General features: G+C 69.1%; 15 protein-coding genes. 10 read left to right on the top strand and 5 right to left on the bottom strand.

All coding sequences use genetic code 11. The annotated features are described in order from the left end of the window. The first annotated feature begins 324 nt into the window (after positions 1–324). Positions 325–1,875 (top strand): hypothetical protein, encoded by a 1,551-nt coding sequence (locus ABT061_RS44950; protein WP_350929817.1) that lies wholly within the window; start codon positions 325–327, stop codon positions 1,873–1,875. Positions 1,876–1,884: 9 nt separating this feature from the next. Here ABT061_RS44950 and ABT061_RS44945 read toward each other — a convergent pair whose 3' ends face one another. Together ABT061_RS44945 and ABT061_RS44940 are read right to left on the bottom strand one after the other, a co-directional pair. Next, complete coding sequence (locus tag ABT061_RS44945) at positions 1,885–4,140, bottom strand: rhamnogalacturonan lyase family protein (RefSeq protein WP_350929816.1); 2,256 nt, start codon at positions 4,138–4,140, stop codon at positions 1,885–1,887. Between the two features lie 449 nt (positions 4,141–4,589). After that, positions 4,590–4,772, bottom strand: coding sequence for a type II toxin-antitoxin system Phd/YefM family antitoxin (locus ABT061_RS44940; RefSeq protein WP_350929815.1), 183 nt, complete (start codon positions 4,770–4,772; stop codon positions 4,590–4,592). Positions 4,773–4,796: 24 nt separating this feature from the next. Here ABT061_RS44940 and ABT061_RS44935 point away from each other — a divergent pair, with 24 nt between their 5' ends. The 5 genes from ABT061_RS44935 (at position 4,797) to ABT061_RS44915 (ending at position 9,515) form a co-directional block, all read left to right on the top strand. After that, positions 4,797–5,933: an RNA-guided endonuclease InsQ/TnpB family protein gene (locus tag ABT061_RS44935; protein WP_350929814.1), complete on the top strand. Its 1,137-nt coding sequence runs from the start codon at positions 4,797–4,799 to the stop codon at positions 5,931–5,933. A gap of 173 nt (positions 5,934–6,106) precedes the next feature. After that, positions 6,107–6,493, top strand: coding sequence for a VOC family protein (locus tag ABT061_RS44930; RefSeq protein WP_350929813.1), 387 nt, complete (start codon positions 6,107–6,109; stop codon positions 6,491–6,493). A 265-nt stretch (positions 6,494–6,758) separates the two neighbouring features. Next, complete coding sequence (locus tag ABT061_RS44925; RefSeq protein WP_502991620.1) at positions 6,759–7,427, top strand: HEAT repeat domain-containing protein; 669 nt, start codon at positions 6,759–6,761, stop codon at positions 7,425–7,427. A gap of 6 nt (positions 7,428–7,433) precedes the next feature. Next, the gene (locus ABT061_RS44920; RefSeq protein WP_350929812.1) at positions 7,434–8,438 is read left to right on the top strand and encodes a HEAT repeat domain-containing protein; all 1,005 of its coding nucleotides are present in this window, start codon (positions 7,434–7,436) and stop codon (positions 8,436–8,438) included. 339 nt (positions 8,439–8,777) lie between these two features. After that, entirely contained in the window at positions 8,778–9,515 is a 738-nt protein-coding gene (locus tag ABT061_RS44915; protein ID WP_350929811.1) for a sulfite exporter TauE/SafE family protein, read from the top strand. Between the two features lie 228 nt (positions 9,516–9,743). Here the strand turns inward: ABT061_RS44915 and ABT061_RS44910 are convergent, their stop codons facing one another. The 3 genes from ABT061_RS44910 to ABT061_RS44900 all read right to left on the bottom strand — a co-directional run bounded on the left by ABT061_RS44910 (position 9,744) and on the right by ABT061_RS44900 (position 11,923). Next, the gene (locus ABT061_RS44910; RefSeq protein WP_350929810.1) at positions 9,744–10,493 is read right to left on the bottom strand and encodes an SDR family oxidoreductase; all 750 of its coding nucleotides are present in this window, start codon (positions 10,491–10,493) and stop codon (positions 9,744–9,746) included. Between the two features lie 16 nt (positions 10,494–10,509). Then, positions 10,510–10,986 carry an erythromycin esterase family protein gene (locus tag ABT061_RS44905; protein WP_350929809.1) on the bottom strand — a complete coding sequence of 159 codons (477 nt, stop codon included), beginning with the start codon at positions 10,984–10,986 and terminating at the stop codon, positions 10,510–10,512. A gap of 412 nt (positions 10,987–11,398) precedes the next feature. Further along, a complete protein-coding gene (locus ABT061_RS44900) occupies positions 11,399–11,923 on the bottom strand; it encodes a nitroreductase/quinone reductase family protein (protein ID WP_350929808.1) in 525 nt (174 codons plus the stop codon). Positions 11,924–12,085: 162 nt separating this feature from the next. On the opposite strand from ABT061_RS44900, the gene ABT061_RS44895 reads away from it, so the two are divergent. From ABT061_RS44895 to ABT061_RS44880, 4 genes are all read left to right on the top strand, one after another. After that, positions 12,086–12,742, top strand: a complete 657-nt coding sequence (locus ABT061_RS44895; RefSeq protein WP_350929807.1) for a TetR/AcrR family transcriptional regulator — start codon at positions 12,086–12,088, stop codon at positions 12,740–12,742. 126 nt (positions 12,743–12,868) lie between these two features. After that, positions 12,869–13,111 (top strand): hypothetical protein, encoded by a 243-nt coding sequence (locus ABT061_RS44890; RefSeq protein ID WP_350929806.1) that lies wholly within the window; start codon positions 12,869–12,871, stop codon positions 13,109–13,111. A 302-nt stretch (positions 13,112–13,413) separates the two neighbouring features. After that, positions 13,414–15,804 carry an ATP-binding cassette domain-containing protein gene (locus ABT061_RS44885; protein ID WP_350929856.1) on the top strand — a complete coding sequence of 797 codons (2,391 nt, stop codon included), beginning with the start codon at positions 13,414–13,416 and terminating at the stop codon, positions 15,802–15,804. 102 nt (positions 15,805–15,906) lie between these two features. Beyond that, positions 15,907–16,413 (top strand): helix-turn-helix transcriptional regulator, encoded by a 507-nt coding sequence (locus ABT061_RS44880; protein WP_502991622.1) that lies wholly within the window; start codon positions 15,907–15,909, stop codon positions 16,411–16,413. Positions 16,414–16,436: the final 23 nt, after the last annotated feature.

The raw sequence follows: 16,436 nt of genomic DNA, 5'->3' as shown, positions 1-16,436 counted from the left end.
CCGGCCGAGCCGGGGCGCCGCGGCGGCGAGGTCACGGGAGCCTCGCACCGGCACCGCGCTGTCGTCGCTCCGGCCGCCGGCGGGTTGTCGATCGCCTTGAGCCGGTCGAAGTCCACGCCCGCCCGCCGGTTGACGAACGGCTCCGCCACCGGTGCCTGGAGCACACCGTGCGGACGCAGGGCCGTTGCCGGGCCGGGGTCCCCGGCGGCGCGGACGGTTTCCGCGATCTTGGGTCTTCCCAGCGCCGCATCGGGACGGTATGACGGGGAGGCGCCGTATGCCGGGGGTGGGACGGCCGGTGGACGTCACGACGGGGAGGCCGGCATGACCGTACAGGTGATCATCGAGGCGATCGGCCGGGCGGAGCTTGCCGCCGAGCGGGTACGCGAGGTGGCCGCGGCGCACCCCGACGTGCGCGAGCAGCTGCGGGTCGCCGACGCCGCAGGGCTGATCGTGGGCCCGGCGGTGGCGCTCGGCCACGATCCAGATGAGAGCGCCTCGTTTCGGGCAGCGGTGTTCGATCCGGTCTCCAACCGGGGGGTCGAGCTGCGCGGCACTCTGGACCGGCCCGAGGGGGCGCAGGTGCTGCCCAGTGCCTACCGGCCCAACCCGCGCCCCGAGGAGCTGCGGGCCGCGGCGGCGATCCTGCGGGCCGAGGAGCGCTTCCCCGCCGGAGACGACGTGCTGATCTACCAGCCCATGCCGCCCCTGGCCGATCTGGACAACCCCGACGGCACCACCACCCGCCGCCCCACCCTGGGCATCTACCACCCCTCGGGGGAGACCAGGCACCGCATCGTGGCCGTGGACATCGCCGCCGGAGACGTCGACTGGTCCCCCGCCGGTGTCAGTGTCGCGATGCACCCCGGCGACTGTGAGTCGCACCTGCCGGTGGGGGTGGAGAGCCTGCGCGACCGGGGCGGCCCCGACCAGGTGCGGCTGCGCGTCGTCGACGGCGGCACCGAGCTGTGGAGCATGGTCGTGGTGCGGCCCCGGGCCTCCTCGCCGGCCGACCCCGGCGACGGCTCCGGGGTCGAGCTGAGGCAGGTGCGCTACCGGGGCAGGCTCGTGCTGCGCCAGGCGCACGTGCCGATCCTCAACGTCCAGTACGAGGAGGACGGCGTCACCTACCGCGACTGGCAGAACCAGGAGACCCGTTTCTCCGCCACCGGCACCGACCCGGTGGGCTGGGGGTGGCGGATCTGCTCGGAGCCTCCGCGCACCATCCTGGAGCGGGGCGACAACGACGCCGGCAACTTCCAGGGTGTGGCCTTCCACCACACGGGCGGTGAGCTGCGCATCGTCAGCGAGCTGGCGGCCGGCTGGTACCGCTACGCCTCGGAGTGGCGCCTGAGCGACGAGGGCACGATCAGGCCGCGCTTCGGCTTCGCCGGGGTGCGCAACCCGCGTACCTGCATGCGCCACCGCCACCACGTCTACTGGCGTTTCGACTTCGACGTGGAGGGCTCGGCCAACGACGTGATCGAGCAGTTCGACGACACCGGCTCGACCGTGCCCCAGCCGGTGACGATCGTGCGGGAGGTCGCCAGAAGAAGGCGTCCTCCCGCACTGTTCTGGCAGGTCACCGACAAGACCAGCGGCCGGGGGTGGCGCATACACCCCGGTGAGCACGACAACACCGCAGACCCCTACGGTGTCGCCGACCTGTGGTTCCTGCGCCACCACCCGGCCGAGCTCTACGACGGCAACCCCGGCTCCGACAACCGGGCGATGCTGAACCGCTTCGTCAACGGCGAGAGCGTCAGCGCCACCAACGTCGTCGTCTGGTACGCCGGGCACTTCCGGCACGACCAGAACGAACCCGACCTCCATCAGGGGCACGTCGTCGGTCCCGATCTGGTCCCGATCCTTTGAGCCCTTCCCTCAGCGCACGTAGACGTTGGGCCTGGGCGGGGCCGACATGCCCGAGCCGATGAAGAAGCTCGGATGCGGCGGCTGGTTGTAGGCGGTGTTCTGCCAGGCGATCGCGGTCCGGTACTGGGTGTCGTGCATCAGGGTGTGGATCCGCCGGTCGGTGACGGCGGTGGTGGTGTAGATCCGCAGCGCGCTGTTGTCGGAGGTGGCCCAGATGACCTCCTCGCGCCAGTCGCCCAGCAGGTCACCCGAGAGTGCCGGGGTGGCCTTGGTGCCGTTGTTGGCGTGCACCCCGCCGGCGGTCAGCAGGCGGCTCTCACCGCTCGTGCCGTACTTGTCGATCCTGGTGGCGTCCAGCAGCTCCCGTACCGGGTCGGCGTCCCACCAGACCAGGAAGTTCGTCGAGGAGGGTTTGCGGCCCACGATCTGGCCGGAGGTGTTGAAGATGCCGTCCCCGCCGGAGGCCGACCACGACTCGGCTCCGGCGCTGCCGGACCAGATGTCGGCCGACACGCCCCGGCCGTTGTCGCCGGCCGAGCCGGTCTGCCACAGGATCTGCCCGGTGCGGGCGTCGGCCATCCACGAGCTGGGCTTGGAGGCATCCTCGTCGACCTTGAACACCTCCAGGCCGCTCCTTGCCGGGTTGAGATCGCCGACGTGCAACGCGTCCCCGTGGCCGAGGCCGGTGTTCCACAGGACCGTGCCGTTGTCGTTGAGGGTCATCGCCCCGTAGACGATCTCATCCTTGCCGTCGGCGTCGACGTCGGCGACCGAGAGCTGGTGGTTGCCCTGCCCGGTGTAGGCCGATCCCGCACTGTTGGAGTCGAACTTCCAGCGCTGGGTCAGCGAGCCGTTACGGAAGTCCCAGGCCACCACGACGGTACGGGTGTAGTAGCCGCGGGCCATGATCAGGCTCGGCCGGGTGCCGTCCAGGTAGGCGGTCCCGGCCAGGAACCGGTCGACCCGGTTGCCATAGGAGTCGCCCCAGGCCGAGACCGTGCCGCGGGGCGGGTCGTAGTTGACCGTGGACAGCGCCGCGCCGTTCTGCCCGTTGAACATGGTCAGGTACTCGGGGCCGGACAGGATGTATCCGGAGGAGTTGCGGTAGTCGGCGGAGGAGCTGCCGATCACGGTGCCGGTGCCGTCCACCGTGCCGTCGGCGGTCTTCATCGCGACCTCGGCCCGGCCGTCACCGTCGTAGTCGTAGACCTGGAACTGCGTGTAGTGCGCGCCCGCGCGGATGTTGCGCCCGAGGTTGATGCGCCACATCCGTCCGCCTCCCAGCCGGTAGGCGTCGATGTAGACGTTGCCGGTGTAGCCGGACTGGGAGTTGTCCTTGGCGTTGGTGGGCTCCCACTTGAGGATCACCTCATGGCGGCCGTCGCCGTCGAGGTCGCCCACGCTGGCGTCGTTGGCGGCGTAGGTGTAGGCGACGCCGTCGGGTGTGGTCCCGCCGGAGGGGGGCTGGATCGCCACGTCGAGGTAGTCGCCGCCGGAAAAGCGCAGGGAGGATTCGGAGGCGGCCTGCTCGGTGCCGCCGGCCACCGCTCGCACGGTGTAGGAGGCGTCGGCCGCGGCGCCGGAGTCGAAGTAGTTGGTGGAGGCGGTGATGGGCGAGGCGTTCACCTTGGTCGAGCCTCGGTAGAGGTTGAAGGCCACGTCCGCCGGGTCGGTGCCCAGCAGGCGCCAGGCGACGAAGTTGCCGCTGCCGGAGCGGGCGCTGATCAGCCCGCGGTCGAGGTCCTCGACCTGCCGGGCGCCGGCGGACGGAGTGGGCGTCACCGTGGGGGTCACCGTGGGAGTGGGAGTCGGGGTGACCGTCGGGGTCGGGCCGGTCGAGCCGGTGCAGGCGACGCCGTTGAGCGTGAACACCGCCGGCGCCGGGTTGGTGGAGTTGTTCCAGGAGGCGTTGAAACCAAAGGAGACGGTGGCGCCGGTGGCGATCGCGGCGTTGTAGCCGGCGTCGGTGGCGCTCACCTGGGTGCCGCTCTGGGTGAGGGTGGAGTTCCAGGCCTGGGTCACCTGCTGCCCGGCGGCGAAACTCCACTTCAGGGTCCAGCCGTTGACCGGGTCACCGAGGTTGGTGAGCGCCACGTTGCCGGTGAAGCCTCCCGACCACTGGGTGGACACCGAGTAGTCGACGCGGCAGCCGGCCGCCGCGGCCTGGGCGACCAGGACCGGAGCCAGACTCGCGGCGAGCGCGAGCGCGGCCGCCGAGCAGATCACGCGCAGGCGGCGCGGGGGCGGTGGTGATGATCGGGACATGCTCTCCCCTTGTGGTTGAGCGGATACGGGTTCGGAAAGCGCTTTCAGAACCTTCATCACATACCGAAAATCCCCTCCCGGAGCCATCGGGGATGCCGTGGCCTCGGTGCCCAAAGAGGTCCCGACGCCCGGCGCATCCCTTTCCACCTGCGGCTACCAGGCGCCGGCGAGACGCGGTCCGGCGCCCCTGTGCCCGGTGGCGACTGAAACTTTCACCTGCGCCCGCCCGTGGAGCCCGATACGCCTGCGGGAATTCACGGCGTGTGCTCATAGGCTCTGTGCGGGGCGAGCGCACGGGCCGTACAGCCGTCCGAAACGCACACCACGCGCGGCTTACCTCGCTGTCGGACACTGCGACCAGCGTGTGGCCTTTGGCGGACCCGCTACCGAACTGCGGGCCAGTGCTCCGGCCTTCAGGCCGGGGGTGAAGGCCCGCGCGGGAGTGCCGGCTAAGGCGCGAGCGTGCCCTGACCTTCGGTGTTTTGCTGCTGCTCCCACCATGCGTAGGGCACCAGGACGGCGAAGGGCCGGCCGTTGCGTTCGACGATGGTGTGTTCGCCAAGGTAATGGGCGGCGTTGGCGCGGTCGCCGATGTGTTCACGGATCGCGCGGATTCCCATACGCTCAGTCATAGATCGAACAGTACAATGATTACCGTGCAGCTTCGTTACAACTGGGTGTACCCGGACGCCGCCCAGCGCCAGGCGCTGGCGCGGGCGTTCGGGTGCGCCCGCGTGGTGTTCAACGACGGGCTGCGCGTCCGCCAGGAGGCCCACGAGAACGGTTTGCCGTACATCGGCGACGCCGACCTGTCCAAGCGGGTCATCACCCAGGCCAAGCAGACCCCGGAGCGGGCATGGCTGGGCGGGGTCTCGGCGGTGCTGCTCCAGCAGGCGCTCGCGGACCTGAACACCGCCTACCGCAACTTCTTCGCCTCCCTGTCCGGCAAGCGCAAGGGCCGCAAGGTCGCCGTGCCCCGGTTTCGGTCCCGCAAGGACAGCCGCCAGACGATCCGGTTCACCCAGAACGCCCGCTTCACGATCACGACGGGTGGGAAACTACGGCTGCCGAAGATCGGGGATGTACTGGTCCGCTGGTCACGCTCCCTGCCCGCCGACCCGTCCTCGGTCACGGTGATCAAGGACAGTGCGGGCCGGTATTTCGCCTCGTTCGTGGTCGAGACCACCACCGAGGCGCTGCCCGACTCGCCGAACGAGGTGGGCATCGATCTGGGGCTGACCCACTTCGCGGTCACCTCCGACGGCAAGAAGATCGACAACCCGCGTATCCTGCGGCGCGCGGCCAAGAAGCTCCGCAAGGCACAGAAGGCGCTGAGCCGCACACAGAAGGGTTCAGCCAACCGGGTCAAGGCCAAACTGAAGGTCACTAAGGCGCACGCCAGGGTGACCGACACCCGCCGCGACTGGGCACACAAGCTCTCCACCACGCTGATCCGCGACAACCAAGCGATCTATGTGGAGGACCTCGCCGTGTCCGGACTGGCCCGCACCCGCCTGGCCAAGAGCGTGCACGACGCCGGGTGGTCACAGTTCGTCGCGATGTTGGAGTACAAAGCCGCCCGATATGGGCGGACGTTCGTCAAGATCGACCGCTGGTTTCCCAGCTCGAAACTGTGCTCGGCGTGCGGAACCGTCGCCGACTCCATGCCGCTGAAGGTCCGGTCATGGGTGTGCGCCTGCGGCGCCGTCCACGACCGCGATGTCAACGCGGCCATCAACATCCTGACCGAAGGACAACGAATCGTCGCCGCTGGACGGAAACCTCCCCGCTGAAAAGCGGGGAGGAGGCGGAGACGTTAAACGCCCGTGGAGGCCAGGTAAGACCACCGCTCGCGGTGGCACAGGCCGATGAAGCAGGAAGCCTCAGAGGTGCCGCGTGACGCGGCACGGGCTGAATCTCCGGCCTTCGGGCCGGAGAGCGCGTCAATTGACCGGGAGGTCCTGGCATGGCCAGTAAGTTCACCGACCTTGCGATCGACTGTGCCGATCCCAACGGTCTCGCCCGGTTCTGGTGCTCGGTCCTTGACTACGAGGTGCAAGACGAAGGCGATGGAATTGTCACAATCGGCTCCCCTATGGTGCCTGAAGGCAAGAACCGCCTTGGCCCAGTGCCACCGACGTTGACATTCGCGCGCGTGCCCGAGGGCAAGACCGTCAAGAACAGGCTCCACCTCGACGTCAACCCAACCGACAGGGAGCAAGACGAAGAGGTCCGTCGCCTGCTCGACCTAGGTGCTCGACACACCGACGTCGGCCAAGGCGATGAGAGCTGGGTCGTACTTGCCGACCCGGAGGGGAACGAGTTCTGCGTCCTTGCGGGCCGCCACCCCTGATCGGAGGCCGCATGCCGCGCCATGCACTGTACGGTCAAAGCAAACGATCTTGCAGATGCGGCGACCGACTGTACCGGGGGCGGGGAGGACGCCGAAGGCTGGGCGCCTGTGTCACAACTCGTGATCCGTGACGTCACGCATGTCTCAGCTGACTTGACAGGCATCGAACCCGGCGGACAGAGGGTGCCTGATGATCTCGCGGCGTGACCCCGCTTGACCTTGACACGGTGACAAGGTTTTCACTGTAGCCAAGGAGGTGGTCCCGATGACCATGCCGAAACAGGACACGGATACGATCCGAGCTTTCCAGGGGCTGGAGGACAGCCGCTCGTCAGTGCGGCTGCGGGCAGCGCTAGCGGCCGGCACGACCCCTGACCCGCGGTTCATCGACAGGCTCATCGAACGATGCGCGATCGAACCCGACTTCTACGTGCGCGACATGCTTACCTGGGCACTCACCCGCCACTCGGCATCAATGACGGTCCCAGAGCTTCTCAACGAAGTCCGCTCGGAGCGTGCGCAGGCACGAAGCCAGGCGTTGCACACGCTGTCCAAGATCGGGGATCGGCAGGCGTGGCCGGCGATCACACGGGCGCTTCTGTCCGACGCCGACGATGAGGTGGCGCGGAGCGCTTGGCGGGCAGCGGTCGTGCTCGTGCCCGAAGGTGAAGAGCCCGAGTTGGCCGTAGTGTTGTCGACACAGCTCGGGCGCGGCGAACGTGAGACGCAGCTGAGCCTCAGCCGGGCGCTGATCGCGCTCGGTGAGGTGATTGTGCCAACTCTGCGCGCTGCGATGACGGATCTCGACCCTCGCGTGCGCGCGCACGCGATCGCCACGGAACGGCTGTTGCGCGACCCGGATGCCGGTTTCGAGTTCGCGATCGAGGAGGCGAAGCGCGTGGTAGCCCTCGGCGGGACCAGCCAGGAGGGGTGATGGGCAGTGTTGATCGGTGATGTGGCACGACGGTCCGGGGTCAGCGCCCGCATGCTCAGGCATTACGACTCGCTCGGCCTGGTGCGGCCAACGGGTCGTAGCGGCGCCGGCTATCGGGAGTACTCCAGCGAGGACATCCGGCGGATCTTTCATATCGAGAGCCTGCGGTCCTTGGGGTTGTCGCTGCGTGAAGTCGGGCGCGCGCTCGATGATCCCGGCTTCACGCCCTCAGAGCTCGTCGACGACCTCATCCGCCAGACGCGAGAACGCATCGCGGCTGAGACGGAGCTGCTCACGCGACTGCGTCGGATCGGTGCCGCAAAACCCGCCGGCTGGGAGGACGTCCTCCAGGTCGTCGCACTCCTGCAGGCGCTGGGGTCAAAGAGCGCCGGGAAGCGCCAGCGCGCGGCCTTGTCCTCGGTCGAAGAGGTCCCGGTGCCAGTGGAAGCACTGGTCGAGGCGGCGCTGAGCGAGACGGACCCGAACGTCGCCGGAGCCCTTCGGTGGGCTTTGGCGCAATTGGGCGATGGCGGATTGGCGCTGCTGGCGGAGGGCCTCGGCTCACCGGTAGCCGAGGTGCGCAAACGTGCCGTCCAGTCCATCGCTGAGATTCCGAACGGTGGGGCGACCGCACTGTTGCAGGACGCCCTCGCGAACCCCGACATCGTGGTCCGCAGGTATGCGGCTCTGGCGCTCGGGGCACGTGGAGTAGCCGACGCGGTCCCGACGCTCATCGATATGGTCGTCGAGGGGACGAATGACGTCGATGCAGCCGATGCACTGAGCGCGTTGGCGAGTCGTCCCGCGTTGGCGGATCAGATCGCCACCAGGCTCGTTGATCGCCTCGCCCACGGCACCGTTGAACCGTCTGCACGTCGACGGCTGACACAGGCGCTCGCGGATATCCCGGGAACTATAGCGTCACGAGCCCTCGCAGATCTGACACATGATGAGGACCGTGCCGTTGCGCTTACCGCGACCTACATTCTCGGGATACGCGACGCGCGATGACGGATCTTTCCGGGGGTGCTGTGTGCGTGGGGCCGGCGTGCACGGCCCGGAACGCCATCGGCCCTCTCTGAACGACAATCAGCTCAGAGCGTTGCGGCCACCACTGACAGTCGAGACCGCCGAATTCGGACGGCCGGCCGGAAGTCGACAGCCACTCCCCCCGGGGCGAGCGGAGGCCACGGCCCACCCGGCGGACGCGACCGGAAGGCTTGCGTGACCGGTACCGGGCATCCAGACGGGGTGCCGGCCGAAGACTCTATCGGCCGGCGCATCATGTACCGTCGCCTCTGACCTCTCACATCCGGTACGCCCCTTCGTGCCCTGTTTCCGGCGAGGCCGATGCTCTCCCTTGACGCCGTCCAGTGGGTGGTGCTGCCGGCCGCCCTGTTCCTTGTGGGCTTCTCCAAGACCGGCGTCTCCGGAGCGGGGACGGTGGCGATCGCCCTGTTCGCGCTCGTGCTGCCGACCAGGCAGTCCACGGGCATGCTGCTGCCGCTACTGCTCGTCGGCGACGTGGCCGCGGTGTTCTCCTACCGTCGCCATGCCGACTGGCCCAGGCTGATCAGGCTCTTTCCGTGGGTCGCCCTGGGCGTGGTCGCCGGCGCGTTCGTGCTGCGCTGGGTCGACGACGCGCAGATGAGACGGCTGATCGGCGTGATCCTGGTGGTGATCGTCGTCGTGCACCTGTGGAACCGGCGCCGGGCGCAGGAGGACTCCCTCGCCCACCACCGCCCCGTGGCGGCCCTGGCGGGCGTCCTGGCCGGCTTCGCCACCATGACGGCCAACGCCGCGGGGCCCATCATGGCCGTCTATCTCCTGGCGGCGGGCCTGCCGATGCTGGGTTTCCTGGGGACCAGCGCGTGGTTCTTCCTGACGATCAACGCCTTCAAGGTGCCGTTCAGCGTCGCGCTCGGTCTGATCACCCCGGCCACCCTCCTGTTCGCCGCACTGGGCACCCCCGCGGTGCTGGCCGGGGCCGCGGCCGGGCGTGCCGTGATCGGCCGGATCGACCGGACGCTCTTCGAACGCATCACGCTGGGGCTCACCCTGCTCGCCGCGGTGCGCCTGCTGCTCTGACGCCCCGGATGACGCTTGGATCAGTGCCCGCTGGGAAGCGGCCGGTGCCGATGGCCTGCCGCACTACACCCACCAGAGCGCCATCACCAACCCGCGGCTGGGCGACCAGGCCTGGTGTCTGACCGTTTCGACCGATGCTGTCATCACGTGGACCACGGAGCACCACTCGCCGGCGGCAGGAGGGCCGTCTGGGCGTTCACATGGGTGGGGCGGTCCCGTCGTGACCCGTCACAGCAGGGTTCCTCCTGAGGCGTCCAGCCAGTGCCCGGTCACCCAGCGGCTGTCGTCGGAGGCCAGGAAGGCCACCGCGTCGGCGACGTCCCCGGGGGTGCCCACGCGGCCCAGGGGCGACAGCGACGACAGCCAGGCCAGCGCGTCCCCGACGAGCCTGCCCTGGTGCATGTCGGTGTCGATGACGCCGGGCGCCACGGTGTTGACGGTGATCGCGCGCGGTCCGAGCTGTTTGGCCAGCGTCGAGGTGAGCACGTCGAGCGCGCCCTTGGACATGGCGTAGCTGATGGACAGGGGCATGGCCGAGCCGCGGGTCAGCATCGTGGAGATGTTGATGATCCGGCCGCCGTCGTGCAGCCGCGGCAGCGCGAGCTTGGTGACGAAGAACGGGGCGGTGGTGTTGACGGCGAAGATCCGCTCGAACTGCTGCCTGGTCACGTGCTCGATGCCGGGCTCGTCGTTGAGGATGCCCGCGTTGTTGACCAGGATGTCCACTCCGTCGGCGCGCGCGTCGAAGGCGGCCCAGAGGTGTTCGGCGTCGCCGGGCGTGCCCAGTTCGGCCTGCAAGGTGAAGGCCTGCCCGCCTGCCGCCTCGATCGCGGCGACCGTTTCCTTGGCGGCTTGCTCGTTGCCGCCGTAATGGACGGCGACGCGGGCGCCGTCGCGGGCCAGGCGCAGGGCGATGGCCCGGCCGATTCCCCTGCTCGCGCCGGTGACGAGGGCGGTCTTGCCGTGGAGAGTGTTCATGGCGCCTCCTGCTTTGTCAGATGGAGATGAGGTGAACGGGGGGCACCCGCCGGTGATGTGCGACGAGGTCGAACCAGCCGCCGAACGTTCCGCCGGACAGGTGTTCTGCGGGGTCTTGGGCGAGGCCGATCAGCCAGGTTCTGGCCGGGGCCTGCAGCCAGGCGCGTACCGGTTCAGGGCCGGACGTGCGCAGGTCGAGCAGGAACGCGTCCAGGCCGGCGGCGCTCAACGGCGTTTCGGCGAAGTCCGCCGGCGGGCTGGGTACCGATTGGGGCAGCGCGCCGCAGGTGAAGGTCAGGCCGATGGACAGGTAGCCGGGCCCGAAACGCGCACGCAGGTGGCCACCCAGATGGCCGGGAGAGTTGATCGTGCGTCGAAGCGCCCACAGCCACGATGGCGGCCCCGGCGGCCATGTCCCGCAGCGGCCCCAGGTCGTCGAGGGGGGCCTGGAGATCCAGCGTGGCCCAGTGGGCGAGCGTTCCGCTTGATCCACTGAGCTACGGTCTCGTTCACTCCACGCTGGAGGGGCTCTTCGGGCACGACGGTTTCTCCGCTGGTCACAAGGGATATACGGCGTCCTTCGGACGCCCCGGCAGAACCAGGCTCGTTGTTGAACCAAGGTTTAAGTCAAGCCAGGCTGGCCGTATGCCGGATTCCGAGGCGATCGTCACGGAGCCGACCAGATGACGCGCACGGCCTGCACGAGCGAGTGCTCTGGCGGATGATCTACGAAACCGCCGCGCGCGAAGGAGATCCTCACCCTGAACGTGGAAGACCTGGACACCGAGTGCCGCGCACGCGGGGGAATCCTCGGGTGCCACCTCCCCCTGCGAGGCTCACGCACCACATGCCGGGTCGGTTCTGGGCTCCGGTGCGGCATGGGTGGCGCGCGGGATGGGGCAGGGCTATCGGCCAGAACCGGGCGGGGACGCCGACCGGTCGGGCGTGATGCGGAAGACCGGGTACTGCGCGGCGATCTGCTCGAACTCCTCCAGCGGTGCCTGCGGGTGCACCGGGATGTGGGTGCGGCCGCCCGGCGAGCGGGCCAGGTAGCGGCGCAGGATGGGGGCACGGGCTCCGGGATCGACTTCGTCCAGGCGCACCGCCTCGCTGCGGCCGTGCCGCAGCACCGCCCGCCCTTCGGCCGCGCGGACGTTGTGCACCCAGTTGGTGTTCTGGCCGAGCATCGCCACCAGGTAGCGCTCGCCCTGGTGGTCCGCGACGACCAGCGGGAAGGATATGACGCGGCCGGTACGCCGGCCCGGCACCTGCAGGGTCACCATCCGGTCCGGCTGCAGCATCCCGGCCGCGAACACGGTGGCCCAGACCCGGTTGATCGCCCGCGCCAGGCGGTTGGGCCGACCGCCGCGATACAGCCAGTGGTCCAAGCGGTGCAGGCGTGTGGGTCCGGATCTCTCGTCGTGTCTCATGTCTGGTGCCCCCTTGTGGATCTGGTCTTGCCGGGATGACCGCGATGTGTGCCTCCCAGCGGAAACGGCCGCCTAATCAGCTACCGACCTGCCCTGTACATCGTTCATGAACGCTGTACATGTACGTTGATTAGGAGATCCTGTGCCGCGTATAGTTGTCAAGTGGCTCCCGAGAAACTGACCCGCCAGGCCGTCATTGAGCAGGCGTTGAAGCTCGCCGACACCGACGGGCTTCAGGCGGTGACCATCCGCCGGCTCGCCGCCGAGCTCGGCGTCACGCCGACGGCGCTGTACTGGCATGTCAAGAACAAGGACGAGCTGCTCTCCGCACTCGCCGACCACCTGCTCGCGGCGCTCGTCGCCGACGTGGACCCGAACCGTCCCTGGAGCCGGCGCCTGCGCGTGATGATCACTGCGCTGGTGGAGCAGACTCGCGCGCACCCATACCTGTCCACCCTGCTGCCGATGATCGACAAGAGTGCGGCCGAGGAATACCGCCGGGCCACTGACACCGCGATCGGGCTGCTCACCGAGGCCGGGTTCACGCTCCAGGAGGCCGACCAGGTGGCCACCTACCTGCTCCTGGGGGCCGCGGCGATGGTGTCCTGCCAGCCCGGCGGCGTGGGAGGCAACGAGGAGGAGGCCACGGAGCTCAGGCGGCAACATCGCCTCGACCTGGAACGCCTGCCTCCCGGTCGTTACCCCCACCTGGCCGCCTTCGCCGCCACCCTCTCCACTCCCCCTGACCTTGACGCCTACTACTCCTTCGGCATCGACCTCCTGCTGTCCGCGGTGAAGGCCATGGCCCCGAACGGATGAGGGGTTTTCCGGCCTTCGCCACTCTCCAGGCCGCCCGGTGACCGCACCCGCTCACGAGATCGGCCACATCGGCCTCGACCCGATACCCGGCCTGAGGGTCTGTCGGGAGTTCGGATCTTCAGCTCGATGGAGGCGAGCTCCTGCGCGGCCGTGACCGGGCGGCGCAAGGCGGGCAGCGGCGTCGCCGTGCCGAGCGTGACGCGCTCGGTCGCCGACGCGAGGGCGGCGAGCATGGCCGGCGACAGGTCCGGCACCTACCGGCACCACGCGGCGCGCGCGACGGCGGGGATGCCGCCGTGCGCGGCGAAACGGGTGACCAGACCGATCAGGAATCGAGAAGCGCGGGTCATGGAGCCGCAACTAGCCTGACCGCCATGGACATCACCATTCACGCGAGCCCCCTCTCGCACTACGGCCCGGATGCCTCCCCGGCCTTTGGGGCCGGGCCACGCCCGCGACGTGTCCATGATCGAGATCGGCGCGCTGCCACGGGAGCGGGGTGACCGGTTCGTCGCGCCCCCGGCCGGCACGCTGATCAGGTGGACAGCGGACCGTTGCCGCGACCGCGCCGACGAAGGAGAACCAGACATACTGCTCAAAGCTAGTTAGATCAAGCCAGGCGACGCCGATGGGGACCGTGAAGGCGACCCCGCCTAACAGATGGAGACATGATGAGTATGGCCACGAGGACGGACACGCAGTCGCCTGCGCCGCACACTGCCGACAGCCACGATCTGATCCGCGTGCAGGGCGCGCGCGGGAACAACCTCAAGGACGTCAGCATCGAGATCCCGAAGCGCCGGCTGACGGTGTTCACCGGCGTCTCCGGCTCGGGCAAGAGCTCGCTGGTGTTCGGCACGATCGCCGCGGAGTCACAGCGGCTGATCAACGAGACCTACAGCGCCTTCGTGCAGGGCTTCATGCCGACGCTGGCACGGCCCGAGGTCGACGTCCTCGAAGGACTGACGACCGCGATCATCGTCGACCAGGAGCGGATGGGGGCCAACCCCCGCTCCACGGTCGGCACCGTCACCGACGCCAACGCGATGCTGCGCATCCTGTTCAGCCGGCTCGGCCGGCCGCACATCGGCTCGCCCCAGGCCTTCTCCTTCAACGTCGCCTCCATCAGCGGAGCGGGTGCGGTCTCGTTCGAGCGCGGCGGAAAGAGTGTGAAGGAGCGGCGCGACTTCAGCATCACCGGCGGCATGTGCCCGCGCTGCGAGGGCATGGGCCGGGTCACCGACATCGACCTGTCCCAGCTCTACGACGACTCCAAGTCGCTCAACGAGGGTGCGCTCACGATCCCCGGCTACAGCATGGACGGCTGGTACGGCCGGATCTTCAGCGGCTGCGGCTTCTTCGACCCCGACAAGCCGATCCGCGAGTACACCAAGACCGAGCTCCACGACCTGGTCTACAAGGAGCCGACCAAGATCAAGGTCGACGGCATCAACCTGACCTACGAGGGCCTGGTCCCGAAGATCCAGAAGTCGATGCTGTCCAAGGACAAGGAGGCGCTGCAGTCGCACGTCCGGGCCTTTGTGGAGCGGGCGGTGACGTTCACCTCCTGTCCCGAGTGCGGCGGTACCCGGCTCAGCGAGGCGGCCCGGTCCTCCAAGATCAAGGGGATCAGCATCGCCGACGTCTGCTCGATGCAGATCAGCGACCTGGCCGACTGGGTGCGCGGTCTGGACGAGCCGTCGTTGGCGCCGCTGCTCATCGCGCTGCAGCAGTCCCTCGACTCCTTCGTGGAGATCGGGCTGGGCTACCTGTCGCTCGAGCGGCCGTCGAGCACGCTGTCGGGCGGCGAGGCACAGCGCGTCAAGATGATCCGCCACCTCGGCTCCGCGCTCACCGACACCACCTATGTCTTCGACGAGCCCACCATCGGCCTGCACCCCCATGACATCCAGCGGATGAACGACCTGCTGCTGCGGCTGCGGGACAAGGGCAACACGGTGCTCGTCGTGGAGCACAAGCCGGAGACGATCGTGATCGCCGACCACGTCGTCGACCTCGGCCCCGGCGCCGGTACGGCGGGCGGCACCGTCTGCTTCGAGGGCACCGTCGAGGGGCTGCGGGCCAGCGGCACCCTCACCGGCCGCCATTTCGACGACCGGGCCGTCGTCAAGGAGAAGGTGCGCAAGCCCACCGGCAAGCTGGAGATCCGCGGCGCGACGGCGAACAACCTGCGCGACGTCGACGTCGACATCCCGCTCGGGGTGCTCGCCGTCGTCACCGGCGTCGCCGGCTCCGGCAAGAGCTCGCTCGTGCACGGGTCGATCCCCGGCCGCGCGGGGGTGGTCTCGATCGACCAGGGCGCGATCCGCGGCTCGCGACGGAGCAACCCGGCGACCTACACCGGACTGCTCGACCCGATCCGCAAGGCGTTCGCGAAGGCCAACGGCGTGAAGCCGGCGCTGTTCAGCGCCAACTCCGAGGGCGCCTGCCCCACCTGCAAGGGTGCCGGCGTCATCTACACCGACCTGGCGATGATGGCCGGTGTCGCCACCACCTGCGAGGAGTGCGAGGGCAAGCGGTTCCAGGCATCGGTGCTGGACCACCACCTCGGCGGTCGCGACATCAGCGAGGTCCTCGCGATGTCGGTGACCGAGGCCGAGGACTTCTTCGGCGCCGGCGAGGCGCGCACGCCGGCCGCGCACGCCATCCTCGGCCGGCTCGCCGACGTCGGGCTCGGCTATCTCAGCCTCGGCCAGCCGCTCACCACGCTGTCCGGCGGCGAGCGGCAGCGGCTCAAGCTGGCCACCCACATGGCCGAGAAGGGCGGCGTCTACGTCCTCGACGAGCCGACCACGGGCCTGCACCTCGCCGACGTCGAGCAGTTGCTCGGCCTGCTCGACCGGCTCGTCGACTCCGGCAAGTCGGTCATCGTCGTCGAGCACCACCAGGCGGTCATGGCGCACGCCGACTGGATCATCGACCTCGGCCCCGGCGCCGGCCACGACGGCGGCCGGATCGTCTTCGAGGGCACACCCGCCGACCTCGTCGCCGCCCGATCCACCCTCACCGGCGAGCACCTCGCGGCCTACGTGGGCACCTGACCGAGGCCCTCGCGGACACCGTGAGACGACTTCTCTCATCTGTTTCGACTCGTCCCGACCGGTAAAGGGGCCTGTTCAACCTTCACAGTCGTATGTGGCACGATCTCACAGGTGACCAGCAGACCCGCCGCGGCGCAGCGCCTGAGCGACCTCGCGCGGCTGCGCCGCGTCCGCGACCGGATCGACCGGGAGTACGCGCAGCCGCTGAACGTCGAGGCGCTCGCCCGCGGCGTGAACATGTCCGCCGGGCACCTCAGCCGCCAGTTCCGGCTCGCCTACGGCGAGTCGCCGTACTCGTACCTGATGACGCGGCGCATCGAGCGCGCGATGACGCTGCTGCGTCGTGGCGACCTCAGCGTCACCGAGGTCTGCTTCACGGTCGGCTGCTCGTCGCTTGGCACCTTCAGCACCCGCTTCACCGAACTGGTCGGTGTGCCGCCCAGCACCTACCGGCACCACGCGGCGCACGCGACGGCGGGGATGCCGCCGTGCGTGGCGAAACAGGTGACCAGACCGGTCAGGAATCAAGAAGCGCCGGTCACCGAGGACATCACCATTCACACGAGTTTCCTCCCGCACGACGACCCGGGCGCCTCCCTGGCCTTCTAGCGCGACACCCTCGGCTTCGAGGT

This window comes from Streptosporangium sp. NPDC002544 (assembly GCF_040295965.1).
Taxonomy (GTDB): Bacteria; Actinomycetota; Actinomycetes; order Streptosporangiales; family Streptosporangiaceae; genus Streptosporangium.
The sequence above is the reverse complement of the archived record's forward strand: the minus strand, read 5'-3'. Positions and strand labels throughout refer to the sequence as shown.

What these genes read in the sequence shown, in the direction of transcription:
- ABT061_RS44950 (WP_350929817.1), top strand. Translation starts at nt 325, where the DNA reads ATGACCGTACAGGTGATCATCGAGGCGATCGGCCGGGCGGAGCTTGCC.
- ABT061_RS44945 (WP_350929816.1), bottom strand. Translation starts at nt 4,140, where the DNA reads ATGTCCCGATCATCACCACCGCCCCCGCGCCGCCTGCGCGTGATCTGC.
- ABT061_RS44940 (WP_350929815.1), bottom strand. Translation starts at nt 4,772, where the DNA reads ATGACTGAGCGTATGGGAATCCGCGCGATCCGTGAACACATCGGCGAC.
- ABT061_RS44930 (WP_350929813.1), top strand. Translation starts at nt 6,107, where the DNA reads ATGGCCAGTAAGTTCACCGACCTTGCGATCGACTGTGCCGATCCCAAC.
- ABT061_RS44925 (WP_502991620.1), top strand. Translation starts at nt 6,759, where the DNA reads ATGACCATGCCGAAACAGGACACGGATACGATCCGAGCTTTCCAGGGG.
- ABT061_RS44915 (WP_350929811.1), top strand. Translation starts at nt 8,778, where the DNA reads ATGCTCTCCCTTGACGCCGTCCAGTGGGTGGTGCTGCCGGCCGCCCTG.
- ABT061_RS44910 (WP_350929810.1), bottom strand. Translation starts at nt 10,493, where the DNA reads ATGAACACTCTCCACGGCAAGACCGCCCTCGTCACCGGCGCGAGCAGG.
- ABT061_RS44900 (WP_350929808.1), bottom strand. Translation starts at nt 11,923, where the DNA reads ATGAGACACGACGAGAGATCCGGACCCACACGCCTGCACCGCTTGGAC.
- ABT061_RS44890 (WP_350929806.1), top strand. Translation starts at nt 12,869, where the DNA reads ATGGAGGCGAGCTCCTGCGCGGCCGTGACCGGGCGGCGCAAGGCGGGC.
- ABT061_RS44885 (WP_350929856.1), top strand. Translation starts at nt 13,414, where the DNA reads ATGAGTATGGCCACGAGGACGGACACGCAGTCGCCTGCGCCGCACACT.